Source organism: Polyangium sp. 6x1, from assembly GCF_029946515.1.
Taxonomy (GTDB): Bacteria; Myxococcota_A; Polyangia; order Polyangiales; family Polyangiaceae; genus Polyangium.
Window position 1 is genome coordinate 1 of sequence record NZ_JARZHH010000089.1, and the last position, 21,068, is coordinate 21,068.

Below are 21,068 nucleotides of genomic sequence, written 5' to 3' on the forward strand. Positions count from 1 at the left end.
GAGGCGCCGCCGGCAATGGGGGCTCGGGCGGCGTCGCGGGCGCGGGCGGCATCGGGGGCCAGGGCGGCTCCGGCGGCGTCGCGGGGCAGGGCGGCCAGGGCGGCGCGGGGGGCCAGGGCGGCGGCGCGGCGTGCAACGATGGGGACACGAAGCCGTGTTATTCGGGCGATCCCACGACGCAGGGCATCGGCGAATGCAAGGGCGGCTCTGCCGCGTGCGTGAATGGCCAGTGGGACACGACCTGCGCCGGCGAGGTTTTGCCGAGCGGCGCGCCCGAGGTCTGTGACGGCAAGGACGAGGATTGCAACGGCCAGGTCGACGACGCCATCCCGCAGGTCACCTGCGGAAAGGGCACGTGCTCCGTCACGGTCGCGGGCTGCGAGAACGGCATCGTCCCCGATTGCATCCCGCTGCCGCCCGCGACCGCCGAGACCTGCGACGGCACCGACGACGATTGCGACGGCACCATCGACGAGGGATGTACCTGCCTCGACGGCGCAGTGCAGCCCTGCTACTCCGGCGGCGCCGGGACGGCGGGCGTCGGCGCGTGCAAGGAAGGCTCGCAGACCTGCGTGGGCGGCAAGTGGAGCGCCTGCGAAGGCGAGGTCGTCCCCGCCGACGAGACCTGCGACGGCGCGGACAACGATTGCGACGGTCAGACCGACGAGAACCTCGGCCAGACCACCTGCGGCGCCGGCGCCTGCGTCGTCACGAGCCCGAACTGCGTGAACGGCGTGCCCAAGCAATGCACCCCGCTGCCCGGCCAGCCCGAGCAGTGCAATGGCGTCGACGACGATTGCAACCTGCTCATCGACGACAACCTCGGCACCGTCACGTGCGGCCTCGGCGCTTGCCAGGTCACGGTCGCCGCGTGCGTCGGCGGGCAACCCAAGATGTGCGTCCCCAAGCAGCCGCAGGCCGAGACCTGCGACGGCCTCGACAACGATTGCGACGGCGCCGTCGACGACGGCAACCCCGGCGGCGGCGTCGCCTGCACCACGCCCCTGCCGGGCGTCTGCGCCCCCGGCACGATCACCTGCACCTCCGGCACGCTCCAGTGCGCGCCGAACGTGCAGCCCTCGGCCGAGAGCTGCAACGGCCTCGACGACAACTGCAATGGCCAGGTGGACGAGAACAACCCGGGCGGCGGTTCGGCCTGCCAAACCGGTCAGCTCGGCATCTGCGCCACGGGCACCTCGTCCTGCCAGAACGGCCAGATCAAGTGCACGTCGATCGTCCAGCCCTCGGTCGAGATCTGCGACGGCCTCGACAACAACTGCAATGGCGCCACCGACGAGTCGAACCCCGGCGGCGGCGGCGCGTGCGTCACCGGCCAGCAGGGCGTCTGCGCCACGGGCGCGCTGCAATGCCAGAACGGCACGCTCTCGTGCGTGCAGACCACGCAGCCCTCGGTCGAGCTCTGCGACAACAAGGACAACGACTGCGACGGCCAGCTCGACGAGGGCAACCCCGGCGGCGGCGGCGCCTGCAGCGTGCCCGGCAAGCAAGGCGTCTGCGCCCCCGGCACGTTCCAGTGCCAGAGCGGCGCGCTCAACTGCGTCCAGACGACCCAGCCCTCGGCGGAGACGTGCGACGGCAAGGACAACGATTGCGACGGTCAGGTCGACGAGGGCAACCCCGGCGGCGGCGGCGCGTGCGCCACGGGCCAGCCCGGCCTCTGCGGCACGGGCACGCAGACGTGCAGCAATGGCACGATCGTCTGCACGCCGACGGTGACGCCCTCGCCCGAGGTCTGCGACGGCAAGGACAACGATTGCGACGGCGCCACGGACGAATCGAACCCCGGCGGCGGCGGCGCGTGCGTCACGGGCCAGCCGGGCGTCTGCTCCGCCGGCGTCACGCAATGCACCTCGGGCGCGCTCGCCTGCACGCCCACGGTGTCGCCCTCGGCCGAGACCTGCGACAACAAGGACAACGATTGCGACGGTCTCACGGACGAGAACAACCCGGGCGGCGGCGTGGCCTGCACGACGGGCCAGCCCGGCGTCTGCTCGGCCGGCACCACGCAATGCGCCGGCGGCTCGCTGCTCTGCAACCCGACCGTCTCCCCGACGGCCGAGATCTGCGACAACAAGGACAACGATTGCAACGGCCAGGTCGACAACGGCAACCCCGGCGGCGGCGCGGCCTGCACCGTCACCGGCAAGCTCGGGGAATGCGCCAAGGGCACGACGGCCTGCACGGCGGGCACGCTCGGCTGCACGCAGACGATTTTCCCGGCGACCGAGGTCTGCGGCGACGCGAAGGACAACGACTGCAACGGCACGGTCGACAATGGCTGCGCCCCGACGTGCGCGCACAGCAAGTGCACGGCAGGTGTCGCGCTCACGAGCGGCTGCAACAACGACACCTGCATCGCGACGGTCTGCGTGCAGGACCCCTACTGCTGCGGCGCGGGCGGCGGTACCTGGGACATCACGTGCACGGCCGAGGTCGACTACTACTGCGGCGACACCTCCTGCTGCGCGCACGACGTGTGCGAGATCGGCGGCCCGCTCACGACGAGCTGCAACACGTGCGTGGCGACGGTCTGCGCCCAGGATTCCTTCTGCTGCAGCACCGGATGGGACTCTCAGTGCTTGTCCGAGGCCGAGAGCCTCTGCGTCCTCACCTGCCCCTGACGTGATCCCGTAAAAGAAAACGCCCCCGATCCTGCAGGATTCGGGGGCGTTTTTCTTTGGTGCTCGAACGAAACCTCAGCCCACGTCGCTCATGCGCCGGTAGCGGATCCGGTGCGGCTCGTTCGCGTCGGCGCCCTTCCTGCGCTTCAGATCCGCCTCGTAGTCCTGGTAGTTCCCCTCGAACCACACGACCTTGCTGTCGCCCTCGAAGGCGAGGATGTGCGTCGCGATGCGGTCGAGGAACCAGCGATCGTGGCTGATGATCACCGCGCAGCCGGCGAAGTCGAGCAGCGCCTCCTCCAGCGAGCGCAGCGTGTCGACGTCGAGGTCGTTCGTCGGCTCGTCGAGCAGGAGCACGTTGCCCCCGCGGCGGAGCAGCTTCGCCAGGTGCACGCGGTTGCGCTCGCCGCCCGAGAGATCACCGACCTTCTTCTGCTGATCGGCGCCCTGGAAGTTGAACGAGGACACGTACGCGCGCGAGTTCACCTCGCGCTTGCCGACGGTGAGCGTCGGCTCGCCGCCCGAGATCTCCTGCCAGACGTTCTTGTTCGGATCGAGCGCGTCGCGCGACTGATCCACATAGGCGAGCTCCACGCTCTCGCCGACCCGGAGCGCGCCCTTGTCGGCCTTCTCGAGGCCCATGATCATCTTGAACAGCGTCGTCTTGCCCGCGCCGTTCGGCCCGATGACCCCCACGATCCCGCCGCGCGGCAGCGAGAAGTTGAGGTCGTCGATGAGGAGTTTGTCGCCGAACGCCTTCGAGAGGTGATCGGCCTCCACGACCACGTTGCCGAGGCGATTGCCGGCCGGGATGTGGATCTGGCTCGGCGAGTACTCCTTCGCCTTCTGATCCTCGGCGAGCAGCGTCTCGTAGGCCGCGAGGCGCGCCTTGCTCTTGGCTTGCCGCGCGCGCGGGTTCATCTGCACCCACTCGAGCTCGCGTTCGAGCGTCTTCTGTCGCGCCGACTCCTGCTTCTGCTCGAGCTCGAGCCGCTTCTTCTTCTGCTGGAGCCAGCCCGAGTAGTTGCCCTCGTACGGGTAACCCGCGCCGCGATCGAGCTCGAGGATCCAGCCCGCGACGTTGTCGAGGAAGTAACGATCGTGCGTCACGGCGACGACCGTGCCCGTGTACTCCGCGAGGAAATGTTCGAGCCACGCGACGCTCTCGGCGTCGAGGTGGTTGGTGGGCTCGTCGAGCAGCAAGAGATCCGGCTTCTCGAGCAGCAGCCGGCAGAGCGCCACGCGGCGACGCTCGCCGCCCGAGAGGTGCTCGACCAGGGCGTCCGGGGGCGGCAGGCGCAGCGCGTCCATCGCGCGTTCGAGCACGCGATCGAGCTCCCATCCGCCCGACGCGTCGATCTTGTCCTGCAGGACGCCGTACTCCTCCAGGAGCTCTTCCATGTTGTCCGGCGACTCGCCGAGCAGCACGCCGATCTCCTCGAAGCGCTTCATCAGCGTGCGCGTGTCCGACACGGCGGCCTCGACGTTCTCGAGCACCGTGCGGCCCGCGTCGAGCCTCGGCTCCTGCGGGAGGAAGCCGACGCGCGTGCCGTCGGCGGGCTTGGCCTCGCCGAGGAACTCCTTGTCGACGCCCGCCATGATGCGCAGCAGCGTGCTCTTGCCCGATCCGTTGTGCCCGAGGACGCCGATTTTCGCGCCCGGGAAGAAGGAGAGCCACAGGCCCTTCAGCACCTCCTTGTTCGGGGGGTGCACCTTCCGGACGTCCTGCATCGTGAAAATGAACTGATGCGCCACGTTTCTCTTACCGCTCTCGCGAGTTGATGATGGGGGGAGGCGAAGGGGAGGCGAAGGATACTGAAAGCCGACGATTCGTCACGCCCGACGTGCGGGTTGTCCCGTGACTTCAGGCCTTCCCGAAAACCTTGCCGACGAGCGACAGGTCTTTCTTGCCAAGCTCGCCCGTCACGACGAGCACCAAGAGATACAGCGCGCCGGTCACGAGGCCCTCGGCGAGCACGCCGAGCTTGCCGAGCCAAGGCAGATGCATCCCCACGGCCACCGTCACCGCCGTGGCCACGAGCACCCGCACGAGCGAGAGCGGCGCGACGAACGCGCCCGCCTCGCGGCGCAGCGCGACCGCCGCCACGATGGCCACGAGGCCGAGGGCGATCGACGTCGAGATCGCCGTCCCGAGCAGCATCGACGGGCCGAACGAGAGGCGCGGCGTCACCACCACGCACCCGAGCGCCACGAGGCAAACCGCGAGCGCGTTGAACGTCGCGCTCACCCGCTCCCGCCCGAGCCCCGTCAGCGCCGCCGAGCTGATCCCGAGGATCGCGAACGATCCCATCCCGAGCGCGAGCACGCGGAGCACCGGCCCGCCGTGCTCCGAGATCGCGCTCGACTTGTAGGCGAAGCGCAGCACGTGCGGCGCCAGCGCCGAGATCGTCCCCGAGACCGCGCCCGTCACCACGAGCGCGATGCGCACGCCGGCCCGCGTGTACTCGGCGACGAGCGGCTCGTTCTTCTCGGCGCGGGCCTTCGCGAGCATCGGGAACAGCACGAAGCTCACGGACATGAGGAGCTGGTAGGGCAGGAACGAGAAGAGCTGCACGCCGCGGTAGATCCCGAGCAGATCGTCGGACGCGGAGGCGGCGAGCCCGAGCCGGCTCGCCTCGCGCCCGACGAAGCGGCTGAGCAGGAGGAAATCGGTCTGGAGCAGGAGGTTCAGCGCGATCTGACCGAGCGCGAGCGGGCCGAGGAAGCCGAGGTAGTCGCGCGCGCTCGGCCCTCCGGCGCCCGAGCGGCCCACGCCCGAGCGGGTGAGCGCGATCGGCACGATGAGCGCGGCGGCGGAGACGAACCCGAGCGTCGCGCCAAGCGTCCCGCTCCCGCCGAGCCGGAGCAGCACGAAGGACCCGACGCCCATGCCCATCGTGCGGAGCAGCCCGTAGCCCACGTCGAGCCCGGCCTGGTCGAGGAAGCGCTTGCGCCCGTTCAGCGAGCCCACGAGCGGCGCGTAGATGCCGTAGAGCAGCACCACGGCGGCGACAAAGCGCAGCGGCGTCGCGACGTGCGGGGCGCCGACCTCCGCCGCGATCGTCCCTGCGGCGAGCGCGAAGCCGAGCGAGAGCACGACCGCGAGCACCACGTGGACGCGCAGCGTGCGCGCGAACGCCGCGTCCACATCCCCCTCTTGGGCCGTCGAGACCGCGCGGGACACGCCCTGGATCGCGGTCGCGACGACGACGTTGTTCAGCACGCCGACGATCGCGAGCACGCGCGAGATTTGCCCGTAGCCCGCTTGCCCGAGCAGCCGTTCGAGGAGGAGCTGCTGGACGAAGCCGAAGATGATGAACGACACCTTCGCGAAGGCGATGGCGAGCCCGCCGCGCCCGGCGGTGCGCGCGGCGCTCGGCGTCGGGGTCGCGGGGGCCGCTCCGCTCGCGGCAGGCGCGGGGACGTTCGTCGCGGGGGCGGGCGCGGCGTCTTGCACGGCCGGCTTCTTCGCAGAACGCGCGGTGGAGAGCAACCGCTCGTTGCCCTGGCGGGAGGCGTGCTTCGCGGGTCCTCGAAAAAAGTTCTTGACGGGCGAAGCTCCGCGGGTATCCTCGCGGTCCGTTTCGACGCCATTCCAGCTTAGCTCAGTCGGTAGAGCAGGCGGCTGTTAACCGCCGGGTCGCTGGTTCGAGTCCAGCAGCTGGAGCCAATTTTTCCTCAATCTTGCTCCTCGCGAGAGCAAGGAACAAAGCCCCCACGGCACACGCCCTGGGGGCTTTGTTTTTTCTGCGCTCGAGGACCGGCCCGCCGACGCCGGCCACTCCCGCGACGCTCGACACGGACGCGCGTGGCGCGGCTCGTACTTCGACGGGGGCAACGAGGAGCACCACCACGACGGGCTCGCCCTCGTCACCGCCGCCGACGTCCTTCGAGCTCGGGACGCGGACGTGCCGTCGCTCGGGACGGCATCTCCGCGGACGAGCATAACGCCGGCCATCCACCTGCCCGGAGGGAATGCCTCATGGGATGTGATGGGCGTTGGCCTCCTTCGTGCTGACACGCTTCGAAGGCATGCCGTCGATCGGGTGCCATCAAGACGATCACGAAAGAAATATGGACTCCGGATTATGGATCGTCTCGAGGAGCGGGGTTACATCAAGGGGGCATTGCACCACGACATCAACAATCTCTGAAGCGGAGTCTGACCATGAAAACGGTTCTCATCACGGGTTGCTCCTCTGGATACGGCCTCGAAACGGCCCGCTACTTCCACGCGCAAGGATGGAGGGTCATCGCCACCATGCGAAAGCCGCGCGAAGACGTTCTGCCGCGCTCGGAACGGCTCCGGATCCTGGCCCTCGACGTCACGAACGCCGCGAGCATCGCGGGCGCGATCGAGGCGAGCGGGCCGATCGACGTGCTCGTCAACAACGCGGGCGTCGGTGCCATCGGCGCGTTCGAGGCGATGCCGATGTCCATCGCGCGGGAGATGTTCGAGACCAATACCCTCGGCACAATGGCGATGACGCAGGCCGTGTTGCCTCAATTTCGCCAGCGGAAATCGGGCGTGGTGGTGAACGTCACGTCGAGCGTGACGCTCGCGCCAATGCCATTGGCCGCTGCGTACACCGCGACCAAGATGGCCATCGAAGGCTTCACCGCGTCGCTCGCGCTGGAGCTCGAAGCCCTGAACGTGCGCGTCAAGCTGGTGGAGCCTGGCTACTGCCCGACGACGGCCTTCACGCACAACGCGGGGCCGCGCATGGAAGGAAACATTCCGGAGGCGTACGCGCCCTTCGCGCAGCGGGTCCTCGGTGCGTTCGCGCAGCAATCGCTCGTGACGAAAGAGTCCGACGTCGCCGAGGTCGTGTACCGCGCCGCGAACGACACGTCGGGGCAGCTCCGATTCCCCGCCGGGCCTGACGCCGTGGCGCTGGCGTCGTCGAAATGAGCGTCGCCGAGCATCGAGCGCTCACGCCGGACCCGTCGCAAAGGAAGGAACTCGTACGGCCATGAACACCCTCCACCTCGTCGATCCCGCTGTCCGCGACTTCGTCGCATCGGCCGGCCTCTTCGACCCCGAGCGAGACCCGCTCGACGTCTTTCGCAAGCAGTTGCTCGCGTCGTACGCGCAGATCGCTCCGGCGATGCCGGACGCCCGAGAGGAGCGCTGGATCCCCGGACCGCGTGAGGTTCGCGTGCTTCAGTACCGACCGCACGACGGGCCCCCGCCGTCGCGCGCCATCGTCTACGTGCACGGCGGCGGCTTCATCGCAGGTGCGGCGGAGATGACGGACGCCATGTGCGTGAAGCTCGCGAACGAGCACCGCGCGCTCGTCGTGAGCGTCGATTATCGCCTCGCGCCGGAGAGCCCGTTCCCCGGTCCCGTCGAGGAATGCTACGCCGCGCTCTCCTGGGTGATGAAGGAGGCGCCGTCTCTCGGGGTCGATCCCGCGCGCGTCCTCCTCATGGGGCACAGCGCGGGCGGAGGTCTCGCGGCGGCGACCGCGCTCCTGCATCGTGATCGGGGAGGAGCCCCGCTCGCCGGGCAGGTTCTCGTCTATCCCATGCTCGACACGCGGACGGGCACATCCGACGCACCGGTCGACAATCCGACCACCGGCGAATTCGGATGGACCCGCGCGATCAACCGCTTCGCATGGCGCTCGATGCGCGGCGACGCGCCGATTCCGAGAGATCGCGAAGGTCACTACTCGCCGTCGCTCGCGACCGATCTCACGAACTTGCCTCCGACATTCTTGGCCGTGGGCTCCGTGGATCTTTTTTTCGAGGAGGACGTCGCGTACGCAATGCGCCTCTCGCGCGCAGGCGTGCCGGTCGAGCTCCACGTTTATCAGGGCGGCATCCACGGCTTCGACTTTTTCCCCGGAAACACGACGGACCGCTACGCCGCGGAGCTCCGCGCCGCAATCGCGCGCCTGCTGGGGTGATTGCATTCGGGCTCAGGCACGCATCGAGCGCGCGAACCCACTCGGCGGGCATCCGGCGTGGCGCGTGAACGCGGTGCTGAATGCGCTCGCGGACTGGTAGCCGATCATCTCGGCGACCTCCGTGAGCGGTGTGTGCTCGCGACGAAGGATGTCCTTTGCGATCGCGATGCGCCACTCGAGAAGGTACTCCATCGGCGGCATCCCGACCCTTCGCGTGAACCGCTCGGAGAACGCCGCGCGTGACATGCCCGCCGTGCGCGCCAGGGCCGCGACGGTCCATTTGTGAGCCACATCTTCGTGCATGCTTCGAAGCGCACGCGCCAGTGCCGGGTCGGAGAGGCCTGCGAGCAGCCCTTTCTCTTGCGTCGCCGCTTCTGCCGGTCGGAAGCGCAGCGCCTCGACGAGGAGCACCTCGACGAGCCGCTCGAGGATCAAGCTTCGCCCCGGAAGACACGCGCCGGTCTCCTCGGCGATCAGCTCGACGATTCGACGCAGGCGCGTGGCCCCGGGTTCGTCGCGCCGAATGTGGATCATCGACGGCAAGAAACGCATGACGAGCTGAGCATTCGTGCGATCGACGCGAAAGTATCCGCCGAGCTGCCGCATCGTCGGTGGGCCCGTTTTCGTGCCGTGTCGGAGCTCCGCGACCGGTGTCGTGGGCTTGATGAGCGTCGGCTTCATCGCGAGATCGCTCGCCATCGTGAAGCCGGGCGTGGCTGGCAGCAGGACGAAGTCGCCCTCGTGGAGCTCGACGGCGCCGACTCCATCGACGTCGAGGAAGCACGACCCCTCGAGCATCAGGCAGAACCCCGGATCTTCGTGCGCGGCGTAGCGAACGCTCCAGCGTCCCGCGCCGCTGATCACCTTGGAGAGCACCGTCTGAGGACGAAGGAGCGCGATGACGGCTGCGAGCGGGTCTGACGTCTCCTGCCCCGGCGTGAGGGTCGAATCCGACGATCGCGAATGCATGAGGACGAGCCATCCTAGCTCGTCTCGCGCTCGGGCCCTACCTCGGGCGTCGGGGCCGAGGAAGCCGAGCGCCGCCGGAGGAGCGTGAGGCTCCTGCCCCCTGCTGCGCCGATCCCGGGCAGCACGATCCACGCGCTTGACAAACCGATAAGTGTCGGCTTATAAGTTCGTCATGCAGAGCGCGGCCGTGGCCGAAGACAAGATCTTCCAGGCGCTGGCGGACCCCAGCCGCCGGGCGATCTTCGAGTCGCTCACGCGTGGCGAAGCGGCGGTGAAGGACCTCACGGCGCGCTTCGACATCTCACAGCCGGCGGTCTCGCAGCACCTCGCCACGTTGAAAGACGCCGGCCTGGTGAGCGGCCGGCGCGAGGGGCGCTGCGTCTACTACCGGGTGGAGCCGCGCGGGCTGAAGCCGCTGGTCGACTGGATCGCGCACTACCGCGCCTTCTGGGTGGAGCGCGTCGATCGTCTCGAAAAACTTCTGGAGAAAATGGACGAATGAATCTCATCGACAAGACTGCGCCATCGCAAACGGATTCCATTTCCTTCGAGTTCGATTTGCATCACGCGCCGGCGAAGGTGTGGCGCGCGCTCACGGACCCCGAGCTGCTCGTGGAGTGGCTTTTGCCCTCCATCGATCTCAAGCTCGAGACGGGGGCGGCGTTCAAGCTGAAGACGCAGCCGTACCCCGGCTGGGACGGCACCGTGAATTGCCGGTTCGTCGAGATCGAGGCGCTGAGGAAGCTCAGCTACACGTGGGTCGTCGGCGACATGGAAATCGATACCGTCGTTACCTTCACGCTCACGCCCACGGCGTCGGGCACGCGCCTCTCGCTCGTGCAATCGGGCTTCAAGCCGGAGCAGAAGCAGAACTTCGGCGGCGCGCGTTACGGCTGGAAGATGATGGGCGGCAAGCTCGTCGACCTGCTCGCGAGGATCGCATGAGCCTCTGGATGCGGCAGTTTCACCGCTGGATATCCATCGCGTTCACGGTGGCCGTCCTCGCGAACATCATCGTCCTGTCCCGGGGACAGGGGCAGCCGCCGGCCCTCGTGACCTATTCGCCGCTGCTCCCGCTCGCCTTGCTCACGCTCACCGGCCTCTACTTGTTCGTACTGCCGTATCTCAAGGGTCGCGCGCGACGCACCCACTGAAGGATCGCGAAGATGAGCTCCACCAACCAGCGCCCCGCCGACAGCCACGACCGGATCCGCGTCCAGGGCGCCCGGGAAAACAACCTGAAGGACATCAGCGTCGACATCCCCAAGCGGCGGCTGACGGTGTTCACCGGCGTCTCGGGATCGGGCAAGTCGTCCTTGGTGTTCGGCACGATCGCCGCGGAGTCGCAGCGGCTGATCAACGAGACCTACAGCGCGTTCGTGCAAGGGTTCATGCCGACGCTGGATCGGCCCGAAGTCGACGTCCTCTCCGGGTTGACGACCGCAATCATCGTCGACCAGGAGCGACTGGTCGGCAACCCCCGCTCGACGGTCGGCACGGTGACCGACGCCAACGCCCTGCTGCGGGTGCTGTGGAGCCGCCTCGGCAAGCCGTTCGTGGGCTCGCCCCAGGCCTTCTCCTTCAACGTCCCGTCCGTCCGCGCGACCGGCGCGATCACGGTCGAGAAGGGAGCCAAGAAGGCCGAGAAGGTCGTCTTCACCCGCACCGGCGGCATGTGCCCGCGATGCGAGGGCATGGGATCGGTGAGCGACATCGATCTGTCGCAGCTTTACGACGAGACGAAATCGCTCAACGAGGGTGCGCTCACGATCCCCGGCTACAGCATGGATGGCTGGTACGGCCGCATCTTCCGCGGCTGCGGATTCTTCGATCCGGACAAACCCATTCGCAAGTATTCCAAGAAGGAGCTGCACGACCTGCTCCACAAGGAGCCGACCAAGATCAAGGTCGACGGGATCAATTTGACGTATGCGGGATTGATCCCGTCGATCCAGAAGTCGTACCTCTCCAAGGACGTCGACGCGATGCAGCCGCACATCCGCGCGTTCGTGGAGCGCGCGGTCACGTTCACCACGTGTCCCGAGTGCGGCGGCACGCGGCTCAGCGAGTCCGCCCGGTCCTCCAAGATCAAGGGAAAGAACATCGCTGACGCCTGCGCAATGCAGATCAGCGACCTGGCCGCGTGGGTGCGCGGCCTCGACGAGCCGTCCGTCGCGCCGCTTTTGACGACGCTGCGGCATACGCTCGATTCGTTCGTCGAGATTGGGCTCGGCTACCTCAGCCTCGATCGGCCGACCGGCACGCTGTCCGGCGGCGAGGCGCAGCGCACGAAGATGATCGGCCACCTCGGGTCGTCGCTCACCGACGTGACCTACGTCTTCGACGAGCCGACGATCGGGCTGCACCCCCACGACATCCAGCGGATGAACGATCTGCTGCTAAGGCTGCGCGACAAGGGCAACACCGTCCTCGTGGTCGAGCACAAGCCGGAGATGATCGCGATTGCCGATCACGCGATCGACCTTGGCCCCGGCGCCGGCACCGCCGGCGGCGAGGTCGTCTTCCAGGGCACCGTCGACGGGCTGCGGGCGAGCGGCACGCTCACCGGGCGTCACCTGAGCGATCGGGCGTCGCTGAAGCCGAAGGTGCGGAAGCCGTCGGGTGTGATGAAGGTGCGCGGCGCCCGCACGCACAACCTGAAGAACGTCGACGTCGACATTCCGCTCGGCGTGCTCGTGGTGGTGACCGGCGTGGCGGGGTCGGGCAAGAGCTCGCTGATCCACGGATCGGTGAGCAATCGCGACGGGGTGGTATCGGTCGATCAGGCTCCGATCCGTGGCTCGCGACGGAGCAACCCGGCGACGTACACCGATCTGCTGGAGCCGATCCGCAAGGCGTTTGCGAAGGAGAATGGCGTCAAGCCCGCCCTGTTCAGCGCCAATTCCGAGGGTGCCTGTCCGACCTGCAATGGCGCCGGGGTGATCTACACCGATCTCGCGATGATGGCCGGCGTCAGCACGGTCTGCGAGGATTGCGAGGGCAAGCGATTCCAGGCGTCGGTGCTGGAGTATCGGCTCGGCGGGAAGAACATCGCCGAGGTGCTCGACCTGTCGGTCGCCGAGGCGGTCGCCTTCTTCGGCGCCGGCAAGGCGCGCACGCCGGCCGCGCACGCGATCCTGCAGCGCATGGCCGACGTGGGGCTCGGGTATTTGCGGCTCGGCCAGCCGCTCCCCACGCTGTCGGGTGGCGAGCGGCAGCGGCTCAAGCTCGCGACGCACATGGGGGCCGACGGCGGCGTCTACGTGCTCGACGAGCCGACGACGGGGCTACACCTGGCCGATCTCCAGCAGCTCCTCGGGCTGCTCGATCGGCTGGTCGACGCCGGCAAGTCGGTCATCGTGATCGAGCACCACCAGGCGGTGATGGCGCACGCCGACTGGATCATCGACCTCGGGCCGGGCGGGGGCCACGAAGGCGGGCGGATCGTGTTCGAAGGCACCCCGGCCGACCTCGTGGCGGCGAAGTCGACGCTGACCGGCGAGCACCTGGCGGCGTTCGTCGGGAGCCGTCCGAAGGCTGCCAAATCTCGCTGAGAGAATCCGCGTTTCCTACGTGCCGGCGCCGCGAACGCGCCGGCCAGGGTGGGCCCTGCGCGTGGTCGTCGGATACCGCTCAGGGCGCCGTGATCGATCGCAGCGCCGCGGCCGCGTCGCGCGCGGAGGCCTCGTCGGAGAAGGACAGCACCACGTAATTGGACGTGGAGAGCATCCAATCCGCGTCGCCCATGCGATAGCGCGTCCGCGACGCTCCGCTCGATTTGATCCACAGCTTCACGAAATGCGGCTCCGGCCGCTGCGCCTCGAGCTCGTACTCCACGCGCTCCACGTCATCGAGGAAGAGCTCTTCTTCGTAGCGCTCGGCGGCGTCTCTCACCACAATGCGCCCTTTCGCGTCGATCTGGATCGATCGGCGTTCCCGGCTCGACGCGCGGAGCTTCGCGTCGACGCGCTCGATGACGGCTGAGCGCGGGTGGCGCGCGCTCACTTTGGCCGGCGGCGCGGGATCCGGCGCCGGGGCTGCGTCCGCCTGCGCGGGCGCCTCGGGGATGCTGACGACGGTGGGCCCGGTCGCGGCGCTGCTGGCGCAGCCGAGGGCGACGGACGCGAGGACGGCAGAGAGCGAGAGTCGCACGGCGGGCACGAAAGCAGAGTGCCCGCTCATGTCAAGCGTGCGGTGTGGATGCATGCGTCTCCATTACGGCTCCGCCGTCCACTTGATCTCGACCTCCCCGATCTCCGTGCATGGCTGCCAGCAGAACGGCCCGCCCATCACCACGAACTCCGTATAGGAATACGTCAGCGTGCCGCTCGGGATATTGCCATCGATGAAATGGTTCATCTGCCACGTGCAACCATCCGGCCCGATGATCTGCGCCGTCCCCGACAAGGCAACGACCCCGTTCTGCACCGTGCCCGTAAACTGGATGCTCCCCATCGTCGCGGTCACCGCACCGCCGCCGCAAGGATACTGGATCACGCCTTTCGAGCCCGCCTCTACCGGAAAATCGACACAATTCGGGCTCGACGGCGTCGAGCCCGTGACGACGAGCGTCGGCTCGCAATTCCCAACCTCGCAGTCCGCATCGATGATGCCGTTGCAGTTCTCATCCTTTCCATTGCAAATCTCGACGTTGTTCGTGCCGTGCGTGCAGCCGCCGCAGGTCATCACGTCGTCCGCGCACGCATCCGAATCATCGCCGTCGCAAGCCTCCCCCACGCCGAAGCCATTGTCGACGACCCCGTCGCAGTCGTCGTCGAGCTCGTTGCACGCCTCCTCGAATGGCCCGACGGCCCCCTGACATGGACCAAACGTGTCGCCGACGCAGACCCGCGTCCCCGGCGAACACACGCCTACATCGAGTCCACAAGCCGCGATCACGCCATCCACGCACGGCGCGGGGATGCCGCCCCCGCCTCCCTCGCCCTCCGCAGGCGGAGGGCCCACCGACAGTTCGGTTCGCGCGCCGCAGGCGGCGATCATCACGGGCACGAGGACGAAGCAGAGCAGGAAGCGACGCATCACCCGCGCATTTCTATCACGACCACACGCTTTTATGAGCACGGATCTCGACCTCGGCGCCCCGAGGTTCCCTCCGGCCGGGTCCGGGAGCTCGCCGTCCCCCGATCGAAAATTTCGCCGATGCCATCAAAGGCCGCGCTCTACGGCTCCTCGGCCCGACGCGTTACGACGGGGGCATGGCGAACGAGACCGACGCTCCGCTCCTCGCTCGACGCGAGTGGCTTCAGGCGAGCGCCGTTCTCGGCGCTGCGATGGTCGTCCCCGGCTGCGCGTCGGTATCCGGTGCGTCGGGGCGGCCCACGGCTTCATCGAGGAGATCGGACATGCTCTACGACGTCGTCATCGTGGGAGGCGGCCCCGGCGGCCTTTCGGCTGCGCTTGCGCTCGGTCGCGCGCGCAAGCGTGTGCTGCTCTGCGATTCTGGACCGCGACGGAACGCGGCCGCGGAGCACATCCACAACTTCGTCACGCGCGACGGGACGCCGCCGGGCGAGTTCCGCCAGATCGGCCGTCGGCAGCTCGAAGGCTACCCGAGTGTCGAAGCGCGTGACGTTCGCGTCGAATCCATTTCGGGGACGCGCGGCGCGTTCCGTGTCGAACTGACGTCGGAGACCGTCGACGCGCGTCGCGTCCTCCTCTGCACGGGGATGATCGACGAGCTGCTCCCGATCGAGGGCTTCCGCGAGCTCTGGGGCCAATCCATCTTCCAGTGCCCCTATTGCCACGGCTGGGAGGTAAAGGACCGTCGATGGGGATATCTGGCTCGCGCGGCGGACGCCTCGCATCTCCTCCCGTTTGCCCTCATGGCGCGGGGATGGACGCGTGACGTCGTCGTCTTCACGAGTGGGGCGTTCGACGTCCCGCAAGAGACGCGCGACCGGCTCGAGGCCGCGGGGATCCGATTCGAGACGGCCCCGGTGACGCGGCTCGTCGCGCGGGAGGGTCGCCTCGAAGCCGTCGAGCTCTCGAATGGCACCACGGTGCCTTGCGAGGTGCTCTACGCGCATCCCCCGCAGCGACAGGTCGATCTGGTCCGAGCGCTCGGCGTCGCGCTCGACGACGATGGCTACGTTCGGGTCGACGCGATGAAGCGCGAGACGTCCATTCCGGGCATCTATGCGGCGGGCGACCTGACGACGCGGATGCAAGCGGCCATTGCCGCGGCTTCGATGGGAACGCAGACGGCGGCGATGATCAACGTCGAGCTCACGATGGAGCTCGTATCGAGCGGGGCCTTGTGATGGGACACGAAGGCGCGTGCATGGACCACGGATTCGATGCGGCCTTCTGGGATCGCATGTACCTGCATCACAAAGGGGCGTGGGATGGCTAGCCGAATCCTTTCCTTCGGAGAACGTCGAGGGCCTCCCTGCCGGCACGGCCCTGGACGTGGGGTGTGGCCTGGGCGCGGATGCGATATGGCTCGCGCATCAAGGATGGCGCGTCACGGCGGTCGACATCTCGCATGTCGCGCTCGATCGCGCGCGCGCCGCCGAACCCATCACCATTCAAGACACGGTGCTGAAGGCGCGGCGCATCGCGTGAGCCGGAACTGTAGGCTCTACTTTCCGGCGACGGCTTGCTCGGCGCTCTTCCTCGCGAGAATCTCGAGCGCTTTGGTGGGGCCGAGGCGGAGCCGGTCGTAGCCCGAGGGATAGGTGGGGTAGTTGCGATAGATGGCGCTGTCCTCGAACTTACGGTGCTCGTAGATCGAGACATGGCGCGCGGCGCGGCGATAGACGGCGAGGAACGCGCGAAGCGAGCGAGCGAGGCCGGGGTCGGGCTCACGGAGACCAAGCGCGGCGCGGAACCCGATGTCCGCGGTGAGAAGGACGACCGCGGGCTCGATCAACGGGGCGAGGACCGGCGGCACGAGGCCCTGAACGGCGACGAGCAGACCTCGCGCGACGGCCTCGTTTTCGCTCGCATAGCGCTGCGCGCGGCGCTCGTAGTCCTGCCGCCACGCGAAAAACGCCGCGCGGCTCTCCGGGACGTCGCGGATGTGCATGAGCTCGGCGAGCCGGCGGTAGAGGAAGTAGAACGCGTCCTTTTCCTTCTCCGTCATGGCGCGGTGGCCCCATTTGTCGATGAAGAGGATGGGATCGAAAATGAACGTGCTCAGCGTGTAGAGATAATCGTCGTTCGAGATCCGGTACAGCCCGTGGATGCGATTCAGGTGCTCGACCATCTCGCGGCTCGCCGGCGATTCGAGGCCGGGCCGGTGGATCTCGCTCAGGATGGCCTTCGTGTCGTCGAGCCGCTTCGGACCCTCGCGCTCGTATTGCCCGGTCGCATGCAAGAGCTTGCTGATGGTCGGGATCGTGAACGTCCTGAGCTGCGCGATCTCCATCGCGAGGAGGATCTCGAACGGAAAGACGTGGTTCGAGAGCCTGAAGACGATGGCCTCGTAATCGCGCTCGGGATCGAGCTCAGCGATCTCGTCGTCCCAGCGGCGCGTGCGCAGGGGGATGGGCAGCTTCATGGGGTGACCTTTCTGGGTTCGAGCATGGCGACGACGGACGCGACGACGACCTCGCGCCGGTGCGAGGCGGAGCCGAGCATCTCGAGATCGGCTTCGTTCACCGCGTAACTCGTCACGAGGCTCGCGAGGACGATGGCCGCGTCGCTCGGCGCCGTGGGCAACACGAGCAGGCCCTCGTCCGACCTCCGGCCGAGGTAGCGCTCGACGGCGCGTGTCAAATACCCGCGGACGTTCTCGTCCCAGATGCGCCCGAGCTCGGGCGATTCGAGCGCGCTCGCGTTCATGATGCGCGCCCCTGCTCGATACCTCGTCGCCAGGTCGAACAGCTCGCCGACGACGCCCGCGAGCTCCGTTCGTGTTTCGGCCGGGGTGCAGGGAGCGGGCCCGCCGAGCGCGCGCTCGAGGGCTGCCACGCGGCGGCTCTTCTCGAAGAAGGCCCGCAGGAAGGACTCGATCTGGCCGGGCTCGGGGTTCGGCACCGGGAGCTTTCGGGGGGGCTCGTAAGGACCCGGCGAGGCGGCGGCGCGCCGCAGCACCTGCTCGAACAGCGCGTCCTTGCCGCGGAAGTACCGATAGAGCGCCGGTTCGCTGACCCCGACGGCCGCGGCGACCTCCGAGAGCCGCGTACGCCGATAGCCGCGCGTCGCGAACAGCGCTTCGGCTTCGTCGAGGATGCGGGTGAACGTCCCTTCGGACTCTGTGACGGGCGGCACGGCCCCAGATGATTAGTTAGTCATTCACTAACTGCCAAGAAAATTCAACGCGCCGGCGCAGGGCGGGGTGCGGAAGAAAATGAAGTTGCAAGTCATCATCAACAAGCGTAGGGTAGGGGTCGTGGAGTTGAAGACCATCGAAGCGCTGGAGCAGGTCGTTGGCGGTAGGCCGCTCGGGGTGATGATGAAGTCCATCGACACGCTCGACGTGCACTGCGCGCGGCTCCTCGCGCGCTCGCCGCTCGCCGTGCTGGGCTTCGCCGACGCCGACGGCCGAGCGCGCGCGTGGCCCGTGGGAGGTACCCCAGGCTTTGCGCGCGTGATCGACGGTGCTCACTTGCGCTTCACGCTGCCGGAGCCCGCGGCGATCGATGTTCGCATCGGGTGCTCGCTGCTTTTCTTCGTTCCGGGGCTCGGCGAAACGCTGCGCGTGAATGGTCGGCCCTCGCTCGACGGCGCGGAGCTCGTGGTCACCGTCGAAGAGGCCTTCATGCACTGCGCGAAGGCGATTCTACGGTCCTCCTTATGGGAGCCGCCGGCCCGAGCCTCGCTGCCGCTGCTCGCCGCTCCCTCGGGACCGCTTTCGGATGCCGAGGTGCTCTCGTTCCTCTCTCACGTGCCCTTCGTGACGCTGACCTCGTGGGACGCGAAGGGCGCGGCCGACGCGAGCCCCAAAGGAGACCCTCCGGGCTTCCTCCGGATCGACGCGCAGGGCCGGCTCGCCGTGGCGGACCGGCCGGGCAACCGACGCACCGACACCTTCCACAACCTGCTCGAGCAGCCACGCGTCGCGCTGCTCGCGCTCCGGCCTGGAGACGATCGTGTGGTGGAGCTCTCGGGCCGCGCCTCGCTCACCATCGAGCCGACGCTGCTCGCGTCGATGGCGGTCGAGAACAAGACGCCGAAGCTCTCGATGCTGCTCGAGGTCGAATCCGCGCGCATCGTCAAAAGCGCGGCCGTGCGCGACGCAGAGCTCTGGAGCGCGTCACGCCACGTGCCCCGCAGCGAGCTGCCGAAGATGACCGACGTCTTCGTCGATCACGTGAAGCAAAACAAGCAGAAGGGCCTCGCGGCGTCCACCTTGCGCGCGCTCGCCTCGAAGACCGTGATGGGCTCCGTGATGGGCTGGGCGCTCGAGCAGGACTACGAGAAGAACCGCTACTGAGGCCCCTCGGGCCTCGTCAGAGGCTCTTGCCGTCGAACTCCTTCACCTTGAACGCGCCGAGGTCCACGTCGTCGAGCGTGCGCACGTTGATCGCGTACATCTCGGTCCCGTCGGGCATCGCGCCGCGGCCGAACGTGCGGATCCCGCAGGTCGGGCAGAACATGTGGTGGATGTGTTTCTTGCCGAACTGGTAGTCCTTGACGTCGTCCCCGCCCGAGAGGATTTGGACCGCCGCGGCCGGCACGAAGGCCAGGAACGAGCCCGTCTTCATGCAAATGGAGCAGTTGCACGACACCACGTCCTGGATGCCGGCCTTCACCTCGTAACGAACCTGCCCGCAGTGACACCCGCCCGTGTACGTCTTCGTCTCGTTCATGTGCTCGACTCCCTCGCGCGTCGCCTCGACGCACAGCGCAGTTTGTCCGCGGATCCGTCCGCGGTCCACGGGGAAATGCTAGTCTGGGGGCGGCGATGACGACAGGAGCAAGCGAGACCGCAACGCCCGACGCGTGGGCGCCGCTACGCCGCGAGGTATTCCGATCCTTGTGGTTCGGCACGCTCGCCTCGAACGTCGGGCTCTGGGTCCAGAATGCGGCGGGGAGCTGGGACATGACGTCGTTCGGCACGGCGCCCGTCTATGTGGCGTTGCTCCAGACGGCTTCGAGCCTGCCCGTCTTTTTGATCGGTTTGCCCGCGGCCGCGTTCGGCGACATCTTCGATCGCAGAAAGCTCCTCGCGTCGTTCGCCGCGTGGATGGCGCTGGTCTCGGTCGTGCTCGCGACGCTCTCCTTTGCCGGGCTCCTCGGCCCGAAGAGCCTGCTCGCGCTCACGTTTGCCCTCGGCCTCGGCGCGGCGCTCTCGGCGCCTCTCTGGCCGGCCATTCTCCCGTCGCTCGTCGACCGATCCGAGCACGCGTCGGCCGTCACGTTGGCCGGCGTCGCCGTCAACGTCGCGCGGGCGATCGGCCCCGCCCTTGGCGGCATTGGCCTCGCCCTCGCGGGCAGCGGACCCGTTTATTCTTTCAACGTGCTCGCGTTCTCCGTCGTCGTCGTCCAGGTGCTCCGCTGGAAGCCTCCCGTCACGAAAGCGACGCTCCCGCCGGAGCGTGTCGTGGGCGCGATCGTCGCGGGCCTTCGTTTCGCGCGTCGGGCGCCCGCGCTCCGGGCCGTCCTCGCGCGCGCGGCGTCCTTCATCGTGGCCGGCAGCGCATTGTGGGCGCTGCTCCCCGTCGTCGCGCGGCGGGAGCTCCACATGACCGCGCTCCGCTTTGGCATCTTGCTCGGCTGCATTGGAGCGGGCGCGCTCGCCGGGGCGGCCGTCATGCCACGCGCGCGGCAAAAGCTCGGCTCCGACGGCCTCGTCGCCCTTGCGACGATCGCGTATGCCGGGGCGATGGGCATTCTCGCGCACGTCCGCGTCGAGGCCGCGCTTTATGCGGCCATGCTCGCCGCGGGCGTCGCGTGGATCAGCATCATGTCGAGCTTCAACGTGGCCGCGAGCTCGGCGGCCCCAGGCTGGGTGCAATCACGCGCGCTCGGCCTGTATCTCCTCGTCTTCCAGGGCGGGCTCGGACTCGGCAGCTTCGGGTGGGGCACGCTCGCCGGGCGCATCGGCAGCGCCGCGACGCTCTCGGCGGCGGCCTGCTGCCTGCTCCTCGGCCTGCTCTCGGCCTTCCGCTGGAAGCTCGGCGCCGCGCGCAGGGACGACGTCGCGAGCTTCAATGCCTGGCCCGAGCCCGTGATCGCGGTCTCGATCGACGTCGACGCCGGCCCCGTGCTCGTCGAGCGTCGTTATGTCGTCCGGCCGGAGCGCCGCACCGAATTCCTCTCGCTCGCCGCGGACCTCGAATCGCTCCGGCGTCGCGACGGGGCCTTCGATTGGGCGCTTTATGAGGACCTCGGCGGCGAGCACCGGCTCGTCGAGACGTTCCTCGTCGCCTCATGGGCCGAGCACCTCCGCCAGCACCGCCGCGCCGTCGCGGCCGACAAGGCGCTCCTCGATCGCATTCGCGCGCTCTCCGAGGACGCCGGCGTCGTGCACCTCGTCGACGCGCGCTCGGCGGCCGCGGCCCGCGCGCGCGGCCTCCAAATCGAGGACCGCGCGCACCGGGAAGAGCCCTGAACACCGCCCTTGAGCCTCGCACAG

Annotated in this window: 18 protein-coding genes, 1 tRNA gene and 1 pseudogene; 12 read left to right on the plus strand and 8 right to left on the minus strand. The window is 68.3% G+C overall.

Translation table 11 applies throughout. The features are described 5' to 3' along the window. Nucleotides 1-2,642 (plus strand): MopE-related protein (locus QHF85_RS44095; RefSeq protein ID WP_281333501.1); only part of this gene is annotated, 2,642 nt, incomplete at its 5' end. A 75-nt stretch (nucleotides 2,643-2,717) separates the two neighbouring features. Here QHF85_RS44095 and ettA read toward each other — a convergent pair. Then, entirely contained in the window at nucleotides 2,718-4,397 is a 1,680-nt protein-coding gene (ettA, locus tag QHF85_RS44100; RefSeq protein ID WP_281333502.1) for an energy-dependent translational throttle protein EttA, read from the minus strand. A gap of 109 nt (nucleotides 4,398-4,506) precedes the next feature. Beyond that, entirely contained in the window at nucleotides 4,507-6,099 is a 1,593-nt protein-coding gene (locus tag QHF85_RS44105) for a lipopolysaccharide biosynthesis protein (protein ID WP_281333503.1), read from the minus strand. 137 nt (nucleotides 6,100-6,236) lie between these two features. Between QHF85_RS44105 and QHF85_RS44110 the strand changes: the two genes are divergently transcribed. The 3 genes from QHF85_RS44110 to QHF85_RS44120 all read left to right on the plus strand — a co-directional run bounded on the left by QHF85_RS44110 (nucleotide 6,237) and on the right by QHF85_RS44120 (nucleotide 8,554). After that, nucleotides 6,237-6,312, plus strand: a tRNA-Asn gene (locus QHF85_RS44110). 498 nt (nucleotides 6,313-6,810) lie between these two features. Beyond that, a complete protein-coding gene (locus QHF85_RS44115; protein WP_281333504.1) occupies nucleotides 6,811-7,554 on the plus strand; it encodes an SDR family oxidoreductase in 744 nt (247 codons plus the stop codon). A 61-nt stretch (nucleotides 7,555-7,615) separates the two neighbouring features. Next, nucleotides 7,616-8,554, plus strand: coding sequence for an alpha/beta hydrolase (locus QHF85_RS44120; protein WP_281333505.1), 939 nt, complete (start codon nucleotides 7,616-7,618; stop codon nucleotides 8,552-8,554). A gap of 12 nt (nucleotides 8,555-8,566) precedes the next feature. On the opposite strand, the gene QHF85_RS44125 is transcribed toward QHF85_RS44120, so the two are convergent. After that, nucleotides 8,567-9,523 (minus strand): AraC family transcriptional regulator, encoded by a 957-nt coding sequence (locus tag QHF85_RS44125; protein WP_281333506.1) that lies wholly within the window; start codon nucleotides 9,521-9,523, stop codon nucleotides 8,567-8,569. Between the two features lie 172 nt (nucleotides 9,524-9,695). Between QHF85_RS44125 and QHF85_RS44130 the strand changes: the two genes are divergently transcribed. Genes QHF85_RS44130 through QHF85_RS44145 form a run of 4 tightly spaced genes read left to right on the plus strand, consistent with a single transcriptional unit; the run spans nucleotide 9,696 to nucleotide 13,077 of the window. Next, the gene (locus QHF85_RS44130; protein ID WP_281333507.1) at nucleotides 9,696-10,025 is read left to right on the plus strand and encodes a metalloregulator ArsR/SmtB family transcription factor; all 330 of its coding nucleotides are present in this window, start codon (nucleotides 9,696-9,698) and stop codon (nucleotides 10,023-10,025) included. Further along, nucleotides 10,022-10,468 (plus strand): SRPBCC domain-containing protein, encoded by a 447-nt coding sequence (locus QHF85_RS44135; protein ID WP_281333508.1) that lies wholly within the window; start codon nucleotides 10,022-10,024, stop codon nucleotides 10,466-10,468. The genes QHF85_RS44130 and QHF85_RS44135 overlap by 4 nt, the downstream gene beginning before the upstream one ends. Continuing rightward, nucleotides 10,465-10,677: a hypothetical protein gene (locus tag QHF85_RS44140; protein WP_281333509.1), complete on the plus strand. Its 213-nt coding sequence runs from the start codon at nucleotides 10,465-10,467 to the stop codon at nucleotides 10,675-10,677. Before QHF85_RS44135 ends, QHF85_RS44140 begins: the two co-directional genes overlap by 4 nt. Before the next feature lie 12 nt (nucleotides 10,678-10,689). Continuing rightward, nucleotides 10,690-13,077 carry an excinuclease ABC subunit UvrA gene (locus QHF85_RS44145; protein ID WP_281333510.1) on the plus strand — a complete coding sequence of 796 codons (2,388 nt, stop codon included), beginning with the start codon at nucleotides 10,690-10,692 and terminating at the stop codon, nucleotides 13,075-13,077. A gap of 79 nt (nucleotides 13,078-13,156) precedes the next feature. Here the strand turns inward: QHF85_RS44145 and QHF85_RS44150 are convergent, their stop codons facing one another. Together QHF85_RS44150 and QHF85_RS44155 are read right to left on the minus strand one after the other, a co-directional pair. Then, a complete protein-coding gene (locus QHF85_RS44150; RefSeq protein WP_281333511.1) occupies nucleotides 13,157-13,675 on the minus strand; it encodes a hypothetical protein in 519 nt (172 codons plus the stop codon). Between the two features lie 63 nt (nucleotides 13,676-13,738). Next, nucleotides 13,739-14,563 (minus strand): hypothetical protein, encoded by an 825-nt coding sequence (locus QHF85_RS44155; protein WP_348652812.1) that lies wholly within the window; start codon nucleotides 14,561-14,563, stop codon nucleotides 13,739-13,741. A 323-nt stretch (nucleotides 14,564-14,886) separates the two neighbouring features. Between QHF85_RS44155 and QHF85_RS44160 the strand changes: the two genes are divergently transcribed. Both QHF85_RS44160 and QHF85_RS44165 read left to right on the plus strand, forming a co-directional pair. Continuing rightward, the gene (locus QHF85_RS44160) at nucleotides 14,887-15,804 is read left to right on the plus strand and encodes an NAD(P)/FAD-dependent oxidoreductase (protein WP_281333513.1); all 918 of its coding nucleotides are present in this window, start codon (nucleotides 14,887-14,889) and stop codon (nucleotides 15,802-15,804) included. A gap of 56 nt (nucleotides 15,805-15,860) precedes the next feature. After that, a pseudogene (locus QHF85_RS44165) lies at nucleotides 15,861-16,054 on the plus strand (class I SAM-dependent methyltransferase); the annotation flags it as partial. Nucleotides 16,055-16,124: 70 nt separating this feature from the next. Here the strand turns inward: QHF85_RS44165 and QHF85_RS44170 are convergent. Both QHF85_RS44170 and QHF85_RS44175 read right to left on the minus strand, forming a co-directional pair. Next, nucleotides 16,125-17,045, minus strand: a complete 921-nt coding sequence (locus QHF85_RS44170) for an oxygenase MpaB family protein (RefSeq protein ID WP_281333515.1) — start codon at nucleotides 17,043-17,045, stop codon at nucleotides 16,125-16,127. Then, nucleotides 17,042-17,758 carry a TetR/AcrR family transcriptional regulator gene (locus QHF85_RS44175; protein WP_281333516.1) on the minus strand — a complete coding sequence of 239 codons (717 nt, stop codon included), beginning with the start codon at nucleotides 17,756-17,758 and terminating at the stop codon, nucleotides 17,042-17,044. The genes QHF85_RS44170 and QHF85_RS44175 overlap by 4 nt, the downstream gene beginning before the upstream one ends. Before the next feature lie 121 nt (nucleotides 17,759-17,879). On the opposite strand from QHF85_RS44175, the gene QHF85_RS44180 reads away from it, so the two are divergent. Beyond that, a complete protein-coding gene (locus tag QHF85_RS44180; protein WP_281333517.1) occupies nucleotides 17,880-18,923 on the plus strand; it encodes a pyridoxamine 5'-phosphate oxidase family protein in 1,044 nt (347 codons plus the stop codon). A gap of 16 nt (nucleotides 18,924-18,939) precedes the next feature. Here QHF85_RS44180 and QHF85_RS44185 read toward each other — a convergent pair whose 3' ends face one another. Beyond that, nucleotides 18,940-19,299 (minus strand): GFA family protein, encoded by a 360-nt coding sequence (locus QHF85_RS44185; protein WP_348652813.1) that lies wholly within the window; start codon nucleotides 19,297-19,299, stop codon nucleotides 18,940-18,942. A 95-nt stretch (nucleotides 19,300-19,394) separates the two neighbouring features. Between QHF85_RS44185 and QHF85_RS44190 the strand changes: the two genes are divergently transcribed. Next, complete coding sequence (locus tag QHF85_RS44190) at nucleotides 19,395-21,044, plus strand: MFS transporter (RefSeq protein WP_281333519.1); 1,650 nt, start codon at nucleotides 19,395-19,397, stop codon at nucleotides 21,042-21,044. Nucleotides 21,045-21,068: the final 24 nt, after the last annotated feature.